Source organism: Deltaproteobacteria bacterium (assembly GCA_019308925.1).
Lineage (GTDB): Bacteria > Desulfobacterota > B13-G15 > B13-G15 > RBG-16-54-18 > JAFDHG01.
In genome coordinates this window covers 1-15329 of sequence record JAFDHG010000056.1, presented here as the reverse complement: position 1 = coordinate 15329, position 15329 = coordinate 1, and the positions used below count along the sequence as shown (strand labels likewise).

The following is a 15329-nucleotide window of genomic DNA, read 5'->3' as shown; positions in this document are numbered from 1 at the left end:
AGTAGTACAAAACAAGAGATTATTACAAAATACGCCCAGTTAAACAAAATTGATGATTTAGTAGATGGTCTCTTTGGTAAAAAATCAGATTTTGGAAAAAGTGAGCAGATTGATTTCGTCCTTCAACATTATCGATTGAAACCTGATGAGGTGCTCTTTGTTGGAGATTCTTTGAAAGATTCTGACTTTGCAAAAGATAAAAAAATAAATATCATTGGGGTTTCCAGAATTTTCAAAAAAATAGAATTTCAGAGAAAGGGAATATTAAGTGTTAGCGACTTGACTGAACTCATAAAGCTCTTTGATAAATCTGAAAATTACTTTGAATCATTTGAAAAAGCTATGAAGGATAAATAGTTATAAGGAGGAGTTGAAATTATGTGGGATTTGATAGCAATGGCTGCTGGTATAGGATTTGGCTTAATGGGAATTTCCGCATATATTAAAACAAATTTGGAAGCCAGAAAAAGAGAAAAGGAGTTACAAAATCTAATTGGCAAAGGACAAATGATAGACCCGAGAATTTTAATTCAAAAGGAGAAGGATCTTATAGACAGTGCCAAAGAGGAAATCTGGATCCTTGGTATTAATGCATTGGGAGTCTTTCATGAGTCATTTGAGAATCTAATCCATTTTACTGCTCGTAAAGGGAAAGTGCGAGTTTTATTACTTGAAATGGAATCAGAAGCATTCAAGCAAAGAGAAAAGAAAGAAGAAGGAATTGGTGGTGAAAAGTCTGGACGCCTAAGAAAGGAATATGCGACATCAATTGCATTTTGTAAAGATATCATTCGTTTAAGTAAGAAGAAAGATTCGTTGGAATTAAGAGTTTATAAGCAAGAACCGATGGAAGCACTCCTAATTGCTGATCCTAAAAAGGATACTGGTATGCTTCATGTAAACGAGTACCCAAGCACTGAGCATGTACGAGGCTATGTTGGTGAACATAGATTTGTTCCAAAAAATTGGCCCGATATATTTCAAAGATGGATTAAGAAATATGAGGCTATTTGGGAGAACTCAGAAAAAATTAGCCTGTAAGGAATTGAAATTAGAAAGCTTTAAATATCGCTAAGATATTAAAAGAAATAATGACGGGGTGCAACATAAGTAAAAAATTAGCCGATGATATCTTTTTTCTGGTGTGCCATCATGAAATCGGAGGCACGAGACGTGTTGACATTTTGACAGATGCCGATAGCATCTCATTTTTCCATGTAAATCTCCCCTATTACTTTATCCGAAATGGTGCAGAAGAGACAAAAAAGCGGTGCTTGTGGGGATACAGGAAGTTACCCGGTAACCTGAAAAGGGTTGTGGCTGAGTTTGATTACCAAAATAAAGAACTTGAGTTACTGGTAAGGACTTGTATTGGTGAGAGTGAACGATGATATTGCCAAAACGTCACATAACACCCATTGAGAGCGACCCTGTCAACATTTTATACAAAAGGAGGTTTGCCATGAGGAAGAGGTGGCTATTCATATTCCTGATTTTCATTCTTTTTGCCATCCTGACAGGAGGCATTCTGGCCCAGGGGAAGAGGGTCCTGATGGTCATCGCCCACAACGGCTTCCGCGATGAAGAGCTCGCCAGGCCCAAAGCCCTCTTGGAGGAGGCTGGGTATCAGGTGACCATTGCCTCTTCCTCTTTAGGGGAGGCGAAGGGAATGCTCGGGGCTAGGGCCAAGCCCCAGATCCTGTTCAAAGATGTGAAGGTGTCCGACTACGAGGCGGTGATCTTTGTGGGCGGGATCGGGGCCCAAGAGTATTGGCACGACGCCGCGGCCCATCACCTCGCTCAGGAGGCCATATCCCAGGGTAAAGTCCTGGGGGCCATCTGCATCGCCCCTGTGATTCTGGCCAACGCCGGCGTGCTGCAAGGCAAGAGGGCCACAGTATGGGCCTCCGAGGAGGGCAGATTGAGGAAGAAGGGGGCCAAATATACAGGTAAGATGGTGGAGGTGAATGGCCTGATCGTCACCGCCAACGGCCCTAAGGCGGCTGAGGCCTTCGGAAAAGAGATCCTGCGGCTTATGCGGCGATGAGGTTGGGTATCGTCAGCGACACCTAGGGGGGGCTGCAGGGATGGGAGATGGCCCTGAAGGCCCCCTCACCTTGATCAACCCCGGTTCCCCCTCTCCATCTGAAGGATCGATAAGAACGAGGTGGGCAAGGGAATTAAGATCATCCGGTGATGCCTATCACACCCGCTGCCGCAAAGGAGAGAAAATTTCTTGACAAATACCATATATTGTAGTAATTAACTTAAAAAACTACAAAATGTAGTTATATCACTACCCTAAATAGACAAATTTTTTAATCCCTTGATTTATGATAAAATGAATAAATATCCGTAATAGGATCGAGAGGGGTTAATTTCAAGGGGGAGGTTATGCCATGGAAGAGAAAAGAGGGGTTGAGGCCAGCTATGAGTTTGACACCAAGAACTTCATCAATAGCTTTATCGGAGTGGCCAAGACGGTGCTCACCAAACCGAACGATTTTTACCAGCATATGCCCACAACCGGAGGGTTCTCTCGCCCAGTAACCTTCTTGGCGGTCTGCCTGGGGGTCTCCGGTATAATTGCCGCCATCATCACCGGGGGGAGCCCCCTTATTTTCTTCAAGCTCCTCATTATCGGTTTGATCTTCTCCTTTATCGGGGCAGGAGTCCTGCACTTCATCGCCCAGAAGCTCTTCGTTGGAAAGGGTGAGTTTGAGGGGACTTATCGGGTGGTGGCCTATGCCGGGGCAGTGGACCTCCTGGCAGTGGAGCTCCTGGCCTGGATACCCATCTTGGGGATCCTGGCCGCCCTTTATGGTTTTTACCTCCAGGTGGTGGGACTAGAAAAGGTCCACAGGATCACCAGCGGCCAGGCGGTTATTACCATTTTGATAGCACTAGCAATCTATCTCATCTTGTCCCTTTTGGTGGGCGGATTCTTTTTCACCATGCGCTAGCGCAGGAGAGGTGGTGTCGGTCAGGACGAGATTTGCCCCCAGCCCTACTGGCTATCTGCACATCGGGGGGGCGAGGACGGCCCTTTTTAACTGGCTCTTCGCCCGCCATTACGGGGGCAAGTTCATCCTGCGGATTGAAGACACCGATGTGGCCCGTTCCAGCCCAGAGTACCTCGCCGCCATCTTGGACGGCCTAAAGTGGCTGGGGCTGGACTGGGATGGAGAACCCTATTTTCAGAGCCAGCGGATGCACCTGTACCGAGAACACGTGGAGAGGCTCCTGCAGGAAGGGAAGGCCTATCGCTGCTACTGTACCCTTGAGGAACTTGAGGAGAGGCGTCAAAGGGCCCTTGCCGAGGGGCGCAAGCCCAAATACGATGGCCGTTGCCGCGAGCGCAAGGACCAGCCAGCGGGACTCCCCCATGCCATCAGGTTCAAATCCCCCCAGGCAGGGGTGACCATCGTGGATGACCTGATCAAGGGGAGGGTGGCCTTCGAAAATGAGGAGTTGGACGACCTCATCATCCTGCGCAGCGATGGCACACCTACCTACAACTTCGTGGTCGTGGTGGACGATGCCCTCATGGGGATTACCCATGTGATCCGCGGCGACGATCACCTCAACAACACCCCCCGCCAGATCCTCCTATACGAGGCCCTGAGCTACCCTGTCCCCACGTTCGCCCACCTCCCTTTGATCCTGGGCCAGGACCGCACTAGGCTCAGCAAGAGGCATGGGGCCGTCTCAGTCACCGCCTACCAACAGATGGGATACTTGCCCCACGCACTGGTCAACTATCTGGCCAGGCTCGGGTGGTCTTGCGGAGATCAGGAGATCTTTTCCCGGGGGGAACTGATCGAGAAGTTCTCCTTGGAGAATGTGGGGAAATCGGCCGGGGTCTTCAACCCCGACAAGCTCCTCTGGCTCAATGCCCACTACATCAAGGAGAGGGATCCGAAGGAGATTGCCCAGATGCTCATCCCCTTTTTGCGTCAGAGGGGGATGGAGGCGGGGTTGGACAAAAGGCTCATCAAGGTGGTCCGGACCTTGCAGCCTCGGGCCAAGACCCTGATGGAGATGGCTGAAACGGCTGAGTTCTACTTTAAAGAGGATTTTACCTACGATGAGAAGGGGTCCCGTAAATTTCTTCGACCTGAGCTGGTTCCCTTTTTGGTCTCCCTTCTCGAGGAACTTCGGGCCAGAGAGGGATTTGTCGAGGCCGACTTGGAGAAGCTCTTCCGCCATCTGGCTGCGCAGAAGGGGCTGAAATTGCCCCAGGCAGCCCAGGGGGTGAGGGTAGCCCTCACTGGCGGGATGGTAAGTCCGGGGCTCTTTGAGGTAATGGAGGTCTTGGGAAAGGAGCAGGTTATCAAAAGGCTGGAGAGGGCCCTGGCATATATAGGATCGAGGGGTGAGGGGGGGGCGGTCCCATGAGATTGAAGAGGATAGAGATCCTGGGGTTCAAGTCCTTCAAGGAGCGGACGGTCTTCACCTTCCCCTCCCGCATCACTGCCATCGTAGGTCCCAACGGCTGCGGCAAGAGCAATATTGTCGATGCCGCGCTGTGGGCCATGGGGGAGATGCGCCCTACCCATCTGCGGGGTCGCTCCATGGAGGACGTTATCTTTAACGGCACCGAGACCCTGAAGCCCCTGGGCATGGCCGAGGTATCCCTGATCTTCGCCAACGAAGGGGGACCCCCCTTGGAGGGATATGGGGAATACAGCGAGATCATGGTGACCAGGCGCCTCTTCCGTTCGGGGGAGAGCGAATATTTAATCAATAAGGTCCCCTGTCGGCTCAAAGACATCAGGGACCTCTTCCTTGGGACGGGCGTGGGGGTAAACGCCTATTCCACCATCGAGCAGGGTCAGGTGGAAATGCTGCTCAACGCCCGTCCACAGGATAGGAGGCACCTGATCGAGGAGGCGGCCGGGGTAACCAGATATAAAGAGAGGAAGCGTGAGACACTCCTCAAAATGGATAGGACACAACAGAACCTCCTGCGGGTTCAGGATGTCATCGCCGAGGTGCGCAGGCAGATGAATGCGCTGCGGCGGCAAGCGGCCCAAGCGCGCAGATATAGGGAGTATCAGAGGGAGATCAAGGATCTAGAGATAGGTCTGGCCTTGGTGGAATTTGGCGAGAAGGAAGAAGAACTCAGGAGGGTCAGAGGATATCTCCAGGGCAGAAGAGATGAGGAGGAAGGTAGGCTTGCGCAGCTGGGCCACACAGAGGGAGAGCTAGAGGAGTTCAAACGCAGGCTCCTGGAGGGGGAGGAGGCCTTATCCCAAGTGCAGGGGAAGATCTACCGCATCGAGGGACAGATCCAGAGGCAGGAGGAGCGGTCTAAGTCCTTGGACAGGGAGCTTGAGGGGTTACATTCCTTGGAGGACCAATATGGGGAGGAAATAGAGGGGTTGGGACAGGAACAAGGGAGATTGAGGGAGAGGAAGGGGGTATTCCAGAAAGAGCTGGATGAAGCCGGGCAGAAGGTGAAGGAGACAAAGGAGCTCTTGGAGACGGAAGAGGGGGAGCTGGGAGACCTAGAAGGCAGATGTACGGAGCGCGGAAGGGCCCTAGAGGACTTGAGGAATGAGGTCTTACAAGACTCCGCACAGCTCACCCGCCTCCATAACCTTGTTGAGGATAGCCGCAGGAGAGAGAAGGGCCTCTTAGAGAGGAGAGCAAGGTTGGAGCGTGAGTTGAAGGATCTCCTAAAAGAGGAAAAGGGGATGGAGGAGAAGGTTAGAAGGGAGGAGGAGGCAGCAAAGGGGCTGGCCAGACGCAAGGAGGCCCTAGAGCTTGATGTCCGCAGGGCGGAGGAGGAGCTAAAGTGCCTGCAGGAGGGCCTCTCTCAAAAGGAGGCGGAGTTTAAGGAGGTGGAAGGCGAACTCCATAGACTGCGCCTTCATCAGAGTTCTCTCGCAGATATGCAGAGGAGGTTTGAAGGGTATACAGAAGGTGTGAGGGCCATTATGGCATCTGAAGAGGCGCCCTTTAAAGAGGGGGTTATAGGGATATTGACAGACTTGGTGGAGGTAGAACCCCCATATGAGGCAGCCCTGGAGGCCGCCTTGGGACACAAGCTTCAATCTATCCTAGTCAAAGGGAAGAAGGAGGCCCTGCGGGCCATACAATATCTCAAGAAAGGGGGATTGGGGAGGGGGAGTTTTCTCCCTCTGGATGTCATACCACCCCGCTCGCACCATTCCCCCATCCAGGAGAAAGGGAATCCCCAATTCCTCGGCCCTTTGTTGGAATTTGTGAAGGTAAAAGGAGGGTATAGACCCCTGCTGGAGGCCCTTTTAGACGGAGTATGGCTGTTCAGGGATCTGGCAGGGATTATGGAGGCGGAAAGGCCAGGGTGTGGGGTCTTTGTAACCTTGGAGGGAGAGCTATTGGACAGGACCGGGATACTTACGGGAGGGAGCTGGGATACCTCCCTCTCGGGTATTCTCACCAGGAAGAGGGAGATCAAGGAGACAGAGAAGGCCGTCACCCACAAGGAGATGGAGTACCAGGGTTTGAACCAGGGGTTAGATGAACTGAGGGAGAAGGCCGTGGTGGCCAAGGGAAGCTTAGAGACCCTGAGGGAGGAAGGATATGAGCTGGAGAGGGAGGAGGTTAGGGTAAAAGGGGAGGTGGAGGATGTCAAGCGGGACCTTCTGGCTATCAAGAGAAAGGGGGAGGTGTTGAGATTCGAGCTGGGCCAGATCGACATGGAGACGGCGCAACTGCATGAGGAGATCAAAACTGCCCTCGCCCAAATAGAAGATTGCAGAAAGACAAAGGAGGAGAAGGAGGGGTATATCGAAAAGTTGAGGGGGATGTTGCTCGGGATTTGGGGGGAGAGAGATAAATTGAGGGAAGGGGTGACCGGGCTGCGAGTTCAGCTGGCCTCCCTCCAGGAGAGAGAGAAAAGCCTTTTGCGCAGCATGGAAGAGTTGGAAAAGGCGGGGGTCTCCCTTTCCGCTCAGCAAAGGAGGAAGGAGGGGCAGCTAAAGGAAGTACAGGCACGCATCCAGGCTGCCATCGAGGCGGAAAAGGTAGTAAGAGAGTCTCTGGGACGATTGATCGCCGCGAGGGACCATAAGACTAAGTCCCTGGAGGGGGAGGGGGAAAAGGTCAAAGGGCTCAGGGGGGAGATCTCTGCACGGGAGGCCTCTCTGAAGGGTTTGCGGGCGGAATTGAAGGAGATCCAGGAGTCCATTGCCCAACAGGGGGTCAGGCTTTCCCAAATAGAGATGGAGATGAGGCACCTGGCTGAGAGGATACAGGAGCGTTATGGCCTCTCCTTGGCCTCTTTGATGAAGAAAGGAGATTATCCCACCGTAGAGAGGGAGGAAGCTGAGAAGAGGCTTGCCGAACTAAGGATTAAGGTGGAGAGGTTGGGCGAGGTCAACCCGGGGGCAGTGGAGGAATATGAGGATTTGAAAAAGAGGCATGAATTTCTCGAGGCCCAGAAAGAGGATCTGCAAAAATCCTTGGCCACTTTAGGCAGGACCATCGCCGAGATAAACCGCACCTCGACCAAGCGTTTCAGAGAGACCTTTGCCAGGGCGAGCAAAGAATTTCAAGGACTTATTCCCAGACTGTTCGACGGTGGGCGGGGTGAACTTGTCCTCGATGAATCATCTCCAGAGCCAGGGGTTGACATCTTCATGCAGCCGGCAGGCAAGAGGCTCAAAAGCGTGGATCTCCTCTCTGGTGGAGAGAAGGCCCTGGCGGCCACCGCCTTTATCTTTGCTCTCTTTTTGCTGCGACCCACCCCCTTTTGTCTCTTGGATGAGATAGATAGTCCGTTGGACGATGCCAATATAGATCGTTTTGCCACTATTTTAAGGGAGATGAGCGAACAATCCCAGTTTATCCTTATCACCCACAACAAGGGTACCATGAAGATAGCTGATGCCCTCTATGGGGTCACCATGGAGACCCCAGGAGTGTCCAAGGTCGTCTCGGTCAGGCTGAATTAGAACTTTTCGGACTGATCACTTCCTTCCCACTTATAAAAACTTAGTCGAGGAACGGCATGTGCATCTGGAAATTTTCACAAGATTATGCTACCTTGCCAGAAGATTGAAGTACAGGAGATAAGACATTAATATGACATTAGAAAAGTATATACCTTTGAATAAGAAGGGATCTCCATGGAAAATCTTTCGGATGAGGAATTTGTAAATCTTATTTTCACAGAAGAGGATCGCTTAGGAGAGGTATTTCTGGCAGAGGCCAGAAAGAGGAGAAAGGGTATTCTTCCTATATTGAGGAGTATTATTACAGATCCCAAAAACTATAGAAAAAGAGGTAAGGCATTCTGGGGAGTAGTCCATGCTGTCCATTTAATAGGCATACTAAAAGATCAAGGTGGAATTGATGCCCTACTTGGAGCATTATCTCTGGCTGATCAGTATGACATAGACTGGATTTGGGAAGCACTGCCAGAGTGTTTTTCGCTTATCGGTCCGAGTACCCTCCCAAAGCTTATTAATACCCTGAAGACCCCTAAGAATAACTTTTGCATGTTGACAATATCGTCATCCATCTGGAATCTATACGAGAAATTTCCTGAAACAAGGAAGCGGATAGAAGATGCCTTTGTTGAAATGATTATGGACCCCAACTTGGATCCTGAGAACAGGGGGAACCTTGTTGCTGATTTGGCTTTAATCGGAAGGACCGATCTAAGACCTGTCTTTGACAACCTATTTGATCGTGGAGAGATCGATCTGGAGACGGTTACCCCAGATGATATTGAAGAATTCCTAAAAAGACCTAAGATTCCTAGCCATTTCATTGACATTGAATCATTTTATCATGAAGAGTCTATTCAAGGACGGCAAGAACGTTGGAAAGAAGAAGAACGTCAGACCCTAGAAGCCGAGTTTACATCCTATCTGCTTGAAAATGCTCACCGTATCGGCCGCAACGAACCCTGTCCATGCGGATCCGGCAAGAAATTTAAGAAGTGTCATCTTCCCATAGCGGAAGAGATGAGAAAACAGGCGGAGGAAGCCGATAAAAGGGATGAAGAGCTGTTCAGATATCGGGAAGCCATCTCAGATGAGAGAGAAGCAGAGGTAGGCATAAGGCGACTACTGGCCAAATACGACCGAACAGACCTATTCCCGGAGATTAAGGAGAGCATTCTGAGGACTCTCAAGGCACCAAATGAAGAATTCCTAGCCAAAGGTCCTTCTTGGTATCTTCAGCCCGTTATGAGCAAATTAGACTTTTTGGAGAAAACAGAAATGGGCAGTTTTCTTCGCCTCTACCAGGTGTACTGGAATGCCCTCGTTAATCAACTGAAAAGAATGCCCAAGGACAAGGCAATCCACTAAATGCCAATGACCAAGGGTGGTGGAACATGGGTTCAAATACTGGATGAAAGATTGTGCCATATCCACTCCCATATTGGAAAAAGGAGACGATTTTCACCAACTGGTGAAAGCCTCTTTTTTAATGAAAAACTTGGATGGGGATAACAATTAACACCATGTCCGATATCTGCCTTAAAGGATAATGTTGATGGCAAAGTATGAGTATACACCTCTACCCGTAACAGAGGCATTTTTAAAAGAGATCACTGATAAAATTGTTCAGACTTTGAAACCAGAGAAGATTTTTCTTTTTGGGCCACATGCCTATGGAAGACCTGGGAAAGACAGCGATTTAGATCTACTCATCATTATGGAGAGTAGTGAAAGACCAGCAAAACGGAGAATCCGGGTAAGTCGGTTATTCTAGGGTAGACCTGTACCAATGGATTTTGTCGTTAAAACACCAAGTGAAATTGCAGAACGCATGTCTATGGGTGATTTCTTCATCAAAAATTTTGACAAAAGGAAAGGTATCGTATGACAAGAAAAAAGATGAGGGGAAAAAGATGAGGGGTCTGCCCTTGACATGTGACAAATTGAATAAAGGCGGTTGAGGATTCTTTCCCCTTTTGATTTTTACAATCAAATAGGGTAGAAGAAAGATAATTGAGGGGGTTAAACAACGGTTTTCGAGGAGATGAGGTGATGTTAGGGTTTGCTAGCATTGAGATGGCGTGTGCCTATATTGGTTGCGTCTTTGCTGCTCTATTCTGTATTATCTATGGTTTGATCATGTGGAACAAAGATGAGGAGCCCACCGGTAAGGAGTTCAAGGCGCGGATGGAATGGGAGAGAGGGGGAAAGGCCATGGAGGACAAATTACTGTAAAGATCTCGACTGAAGTTCAATGCAACGGGTAAGGAAGGGAAAATGGTTCTCAGTATAATGATTGCGGTAACGTACATCGTCATCGTGGCCTATCTCGGTTACAAGGGGTGGAAGAAGGCGCAGACGACCAGCGATTATATGATCGCTGGTCGAGAGACACACCCATATGTGATGGCCACCTCTTATGGGGTGACCTTTATCAGTACTTCGGCCATCATCGGTTTTGGGGGGGCAGCGGCGCTGTTCGGTTTCCCCCTCCTCTGGTTGACCTTCCTGAATGTCTTTGTGGGGATCTTCATCGCCTTTGTCTTCTTCGGCAGGAGGACCAGACGCATGGGGGTGGCCCTCAATGCGCACACCTTTCCTGAGGTGTTGGGGAAGAGATATCAATCCAGGTTTGTTCAGGGCTTTGCCGCAATGGTGATCTTTCTCTTCATCCCTGTTTATGCGGCGGCGATCCTCATCGGAATCTCCCGTTTCATTGAGGTCTATCTCCATATCCCTTATGCCATGGGGCTTCTGACCTTCTCCCTGATTCTGGTCTTATGCGTCATCTTTGGGGGACTCAAGGCGGTGTTGTATATTGATGCCTTCCAGGGGACTATTATGTTTATCATGATGATGATCCTTTGTATCTGGACCTATAGCCTCCTCGGAGGGATCATCCCTGCCCATCAGGCCCTCACGGACATCACCCATATGGTCCCTGAGAAATTGGTCAAAGGAGGGCACATGGGGTGGACCGCCGGGATGAAGTTTGACACCCCCCTCTGGTGGATTGTCTACTCCACCATTATCTACGGGGTGGGGATTGGGGTACTGGCCCATCCCCAGCTGGCAATGAGGCTTATGACGGTAAGATCGAACCGGGGGCTAAACAGGGCCATGCTGGTGGGGGGTATCTTCATTCTGGCCATGACCGGAACCGCCTTCATTGTCGGCTCCTTGACCAATGCCGTCTTCGCACAGAAGTTTGGAAAGATCTCCGTGGCCATGGCCAGGGGGAACATCGACAAGATCATCCCCATTTATATCGACAAAGTGATGCCCACGTGGTTTGGCACCCTGTTCCTGTTGGGGATATTGGTGGCCTCCATGTCCACCCTGGGCTCTCAATACCATGTAGGTGGTACCTCTTTGGGCAGGGACTTCTATGGCAAGGCCCTTGGGTTGAGGAGGGCAGGAGAGGTCTTCAGCACCAAGATTGGGGTGACGCTGACCATCATAGCCACCATCCTCTGGGGGCTTCTGTTGCCGCCCAGTATCATCGCCATCGCCACCGCCTTCTTCTTCGGGTTGTGCGGGGCCTCCTTCTTACCCACGTACTTCTTGGGGCTCTATTGGAAAGGGGCCACTAAAGCAGGGGCCCTTACCAGCATGGTGGGGGGGTTCTGTATCAGCTTTTTCTGGCTGGTCTCCATCCACTACAAGGGGTCCAAGACCCTCGGGGTCTGTACGGCCCTCTTCGGTAAGGTCAACCTGGTAGCCAACTACCCGTCCATGTCCGGGATGTGGAAGCTGCAATTTGTGGACCCCAACATAGTTGCCCTCCCCATCTCCTTTATCCTTTGTATCGTAGTGAGCCATGTCACCAAAAAGATGCCCGAGGATCATATCAATATCTGTTTCAAGTACATCAAATAAGGATCCTCTCCCATTTAGTTGGTGAAATTGAGGGGATTCAGGGGGAATAAATGCAGGGTTCAAGGATTCAAGTGTTTTCACTGGAATCCTAAACCCCTAGAATCCTTTCTCTTGGGGGCACGCTTGGTGAAGATAGTGACGACAAATTTCATAAGGACGATGAGGATAGGAAAATCCATCCCCTGAACTTCAGAGTTCCTCCACCTTGATCAGATTGGTGGTCCCTGGAAGGTCTACCGGGGTCCCAGCAGTGACCACCACCCGCTGGCCTTTCTCTACCCAACCCCTTTGGAGGGCAGCGGTTATCCCCTTGCCCACGATCTCCTCTGCGTTGTTGAACTCGGGTACGAGAATGGGAAACACACCCCAGGATAAGATAAGCCTCCTCACCGTGGATGCTTCGGGACTAAAGGCGAGTACGGGGTAGCGGGGTCGATAACGGGAGACCAACCTGGCCGTCCTTCCGGTCCTGGTCGGTGTAATAATTGCGGCTACCCCTAGGTCCTCTGCCAGGAGGCAGGCGGCATGGCTCATGGAGTCGGCGATCTCCCCACTCTGGTATGGTTTAGGGAGAAGAAAGACCTTATGGGGGAAGGTCCTCTCTGCTGCCTGGGCCATCAGGACCATGAACTTCACCGCCTCTACGGGATATCTCCCCGTAGCGGTCTCCTCCGATAACATGACGGCATCAGTGCCATCGAAGATGGCGTTGGCCACATCTGAAGCCTCTGCCCTGGTAGGACGGGGGTTTCCCACCATCGACCTCAACATCTGGGTAGCTGTGATCACGGGTTTTCCGGCACTATTGGCCCTCTTGATCAGTTCCTTCTGTATCAAAGGGACTTCCTCCAGGGGTATCTCCACCCCCAAATCACCCCTGGCCACCATGATCCCGTCAGCCGTCTCCATGATCTCCTCAATATGTTTTAGGGCCGCATGTCTCTCGATCTTGGCGATGATGGGGATATCGGCCCCCTTAGATCTCAAGACCTCCTTGGCCTCCAGGATATCCTCTCGGTTCCTGACATAAGAGAGGGCAATGAGGTCTACCTCCTCTTCCACACCGAACAGAAGGTCTTCCTTGTCCTTGTCAGTCAAGACCCGCGCCCTTAATTCCCCACTGGGCATATTGACCCCTTTATGGGAGCTTAGCTCTCCTCCCACAATCACCAGGCATCTGACCTCTGGGGGCTCAACTGCCATCACCTTGAGCTCCAGGGTACCATCTGCCAACAAGATGGTATCCCCTTTCCTTACATCCTCTGCCAGCCCAGGGTAATTTACAGATATCTTATTCGCAGTCCCCTTTGTCCGCTTGCTGGTTAAGGTGAGGGTTGCCCCACTCTCCAGATATATCACTCCCCCTTTGATCTCCCCCACCCTCACCTTTCCACCTCCGAGATCTTGGAGGATGGCCACAGGCCTCCCCAACTTTTTGCTCAATCTCTTTAACTGTTTTATCTTTTCCCCATGCCCCTGACGATTTCCATGGGAGAAGTTGAGCCTGGCCACATCCATCCCCTCTCTGATCATCTCCTCCATGACACCGGGGTCACTGCTGGCAGGCCCGATAGTGCAGACTATTTTCGTCCTCTTTATCCCCCTGATTTGCCCCCCCATCTCTATCGATCCCCTTTTTCCTCCTCCATAAAGGGGAGTTTTTCACTCTTTCTGTATACCAAGGCCTGGCAGGTGGCTACCAGTTGTCCATCCGCATCAGTCACGTTGATGAGATAGGAGGCGGTGCGGCGAGTTAGGCTTATCTCTTGGGCCTCGGCCCGCAGAGTAGACCCCAAGGTGGGGGGAGTTATATAGGTGATATTCATATTCAAGGCGATAGCCACTGTCCCGTGGGAATTGGAGGCCGTTTCAAAGGCCTCATCAATGAGGGCGAATATTGCCCCCCCATGGGCCATTCCGTGGATGTTCTGCATCTCTGGGCGAAAGGTCATCTCCACGATGGAGCGCCCCACACCGATATCCTTCAACTCCATACCGAGGAGCTGAGCGAAGGGTTCCTCTTTTACCCTGTGGGCGATCTTTTCCAAGACCTCTTTCATCCTTCATCCCTCTGGCCCCAAAAAGGACATAAAAAGGCCTATTCCCTCCTTTTGCGAATAGGCCCTCTCAATCTCCGGTCTAGCTTGTCCTTCACCCCTTAGAGATATCTTTCCCTTATCCCTCTTTCTCTTCTTTTTTCTTGCCAGCCTTTGTCTCCTTGGCCCTCAAGGCCGCCTCCATCTTGTCCAGGACGTCGGCCGTCTTTTCCCGCAGGGAATTGGTAGCCTTGACGATGGCCTCTCCTATATTGCTGAGGACCTCGGTCTGCTTCTTCAGGTCAGCTACCCCCCCCACCTTTTGATAGGCGAAGATGGCGATAATCAAGGCGATGATGGCGATAATCAATGCTAAGGCAGTCATACCCTCTCACCTCCCTTCTTGCTCTAGCTGTTTTTGTAGCGCCTTTTCTCTCCTTGCTTTGTTGAACTGGTCGATCTTGGCCACGACCAATCCCAGGATGATCCCAGCCAGGAATGACCCCAAGGTGATCAGGGCCTTGGAGATCTGGGCCTCCCAAAAGAGGAACTTCACCTCTACCGGTTGTGTGTTGTATAAGACATAGATGAGGATAATGATGATAAGGATGATGAGGGTGATAATGCGTGCGGACATGACTCCTCCTTTAAGAATTAGAATAAAACACCCTTTCAAATATTTCATTAACATACTTGAGGTGAATGTTCAAGTCGAAAATGCCATTTATCTCTTTTTTGCTCAGGATATTTACGACATCTTTATCCTCTGTAACCAAGCGTTGAAAGTCCTTCCCTTTCTTCCACGCCTGCATGGCATTTCTCTGTACCCATTGGTAGGCATCCCCCCGTGAGACTCCTTTTCTGATAAGGGCCAGCAGGAGCTGTTGAGAGAAGATGAGTCCTCTGGTCAGCTCTAAATTTTCCGTCATCCGCTCGGGGTATACCTGGAGCCCTTTTAAGATATGGGTGAACCGAGCCAACATATAATCTACCAGGATAGTACTGTCCGGGGCGATCACCCTCTCCACCGACGAGTGGCTGATGTCCCTTTCGTGCCAGAGGGGGATGTTCTCCATGGCGGCCAAGGAGTTGGCCCTCACCACTCTGGCCAACCCTGAGAGGTTTTCCGCCCCGATGGGGTTTCTCTTGTGTGGCATGGCTGAGGAGCCCTTTTGCCCCTCGGCAAAGGGTTCTTCGGCCTCCAAGACCTCGGTGCGTTGCAGGTGGCGGATCTCTAGGGCAAACTTCTCTATGGAAGAGGCGAGCAGTGCCAAGGTAGTGAAAAACTCGGCATGCCTGTCCCGCTGGATGATCTGGGAGGAGACAGGGGCGGGTTTCAGCCCCAACCTCTCACACGCATATTGTTCCACAGAGGGGGGGGCGTTGGCGAAAGTACCCACGGCGCCCGAGATCTTCCCAAAGCTTATGTTCTCCTTAGATCTTTCCATCCGCCCCATGTGCCTACGCATCTCCT

The 15329-nt window shown here is 51.0% G+C and carries 16 protein-coding genes; 11 read left to right on the top strand and 5 right to left on the bottom strand.

The features are described 5' to 3' along the window. The 11 genes from JRI46_09615 to JRI46_09565 form a co-directional block, all read left to right on the top strand. Positions 1–357, top strand: a 357-nt coding sequence (locus JRI46_09615; protein MBW2039838.1) for an HAD hydrolase-like protein, incomplete at its 5' end; no start/stop codon positions are given. A gap of 21 nt (positions 358–378) precedes the next feature. Then, positions 379–1041, top strand: coding sequence for a hypothetical protein (locus JRI46_09610; GenBank protein ID MBW2039837.1), 663 nt, complete (start codon positions 379–381; stop codon positions 1039–1041). 421 nt (positions 1042–1462) lie between these two features. After that, complete coding sequence (locus tag JRI46_09605; GenBank protein MBW2039836.1) at positions 1463–2047, top strand: DJ-1/PfpI family protein; 585 nt, start codon at positions 1463–1465, stop codon at positions 2045–2047. Between the two features lie 40 nt (positions 2048–2087). Next, positions 2088–2240, top strand: coding sequence for a hypothetical protein (locus JRI46_09600; protein ID MBW2039835.1), 153 nt, complete (start codon positions 2088–2090; stop codon positions 2238–2240). Between the two features lie 159 nt (positions 2241–2399). After that, positions 2400–2963 (top strand): YIP1 family protein, encoded by a 564-nt coding sequence (locus JRI46_09595; GenBank protein ID MBW2039834.1) that lies wholly within the window; start codon positions 2400–2402, stop codon positions 2961–2963. A 10-nt stretch (positions 2964–2973) separates the two neighbouring features. Beyond that, the gene (gltX, locus tag JRI46_09590) at positions 2974–4398 is read left to right on the top strand and encodes a glutamate--tRNA ligase (protein MBW2039833.1); all 1425 of its coding nucleotides are present in this window, start codon (positions 2974–2976) and stop codon (positions 4396–4398) included. Next, a complete protein-coding gene (smc, locus tag JRI46_09585) occupies positions 4395–7943 on the top strand; it encodes a chromosome segregation protein SMC (protein MBW2039832.1) in 3549 nt (1182 codons plus the stop codon). The genes gltX and smc overlap by 4 nt, the downstream gene beginning before the upstream one ends. Before the next feature lie 636 nt (positions 7944–8579). Continuing rightward, complete coding sequence (locus JRI46_09580) at positions 8580–9308, top strand: SEC-C domain-containing protein (GenBank protein MBW2039831.1); 729 nt, start codon at positions 8580–8582, stop codon at positions 9306–9308. Positions 9309–9495: 187 nt separating this feature from the next. Continuing rightward, positions 9496–9714, top strand: a complete 219-nt coding sequence (locus JRI46_09575) for a nucleotidyltransferase domain-containing protein (GenBank protein MBW2039830.1) — start codon at positions 9496–9498, stop codon at positions 9712–9714. Positions 9715–9992: 278 nt separating this feature from the next. Continuing rightward, positions 9993–10175: a hypothetical protein gene (locus JRI46_09570; protein ID MBW2039829.1), complete on the top strand. Its 183-nt coding sequence runs from the start codon at positions 9993–9995 to the stop codon at positions 10173–10175. A gap of 42 nt (positions 10176–10217) precedes the next feature. Beyond that, a complete protein-coding gene (locus JRI46_09565; GenBank protein MBW2039828.1) occupies positions 10218–11819 on the top strand; it encodes a sodium:solute symporter family protein in 1602 nt (533 codons plus the stop codon). 189 nt (positions 11820–12008) lie between these two features. Here JRI46_09565 and pyk read toward each other — a convergent pair whose 3' ends face one another. From pyk to purB, 5 genes are all read right to left on the bottom strand, one after another. After that, the gene (pyk, locus tag JRI46_09560) at positions 12009–13439 is read right to left on the bottom strand and encodes a pyruvate kinase (protein MBW2039827.1); all 1431 of its coding nucleotides are present in this window, start codon (positions 13437–13439) and stop codon (positions 12009–12011) included. 2 nt (positions 13440–13441) lie between these two features. Beyond that, positions 13442–13879: a PaaI family thioesterase gene (locus JRI46_09555; GenBank protein ID MBW2039826.1), complete on the bottom strand. Its 438-nt coding sequence runs from the start codon at positions 13877–13879 to the stop codon at positions 13442–13444. 115 nt (positions 13880–13994) lie between these two features. Continuing rightward, the gene (locus tag JRI46_09550; protein ID MBW2039825.1) at positions 13995–14240 is read right to left on the bottom strand and encodes a hypothetical protein; all 246 of its coding nucleotides are present in this window, start codon (positions 14238–14240) and stop codon (positions 13995–13997) included. 6 nt (positions 14241–14246) lie between these two features. Further along, positions 14247–14492, bottom strand: coding sequence for a LapA family protein (locus JRI46_09545; protein ID MBW2039824.1), 246 nt, complete (start codon positions 14490–14492; stop codon positions 14247–14249). A gap of 10 nt (positions 14493–14502) precedes the next feature. Continuing rightward, on the bottom strand, positions 14503–15329 hold an 827-nt coding region (gene purB, locus JRI46_09540), incomplete at its 5' end, for an adenylosuccinate lyase (protein MBW2039823.1).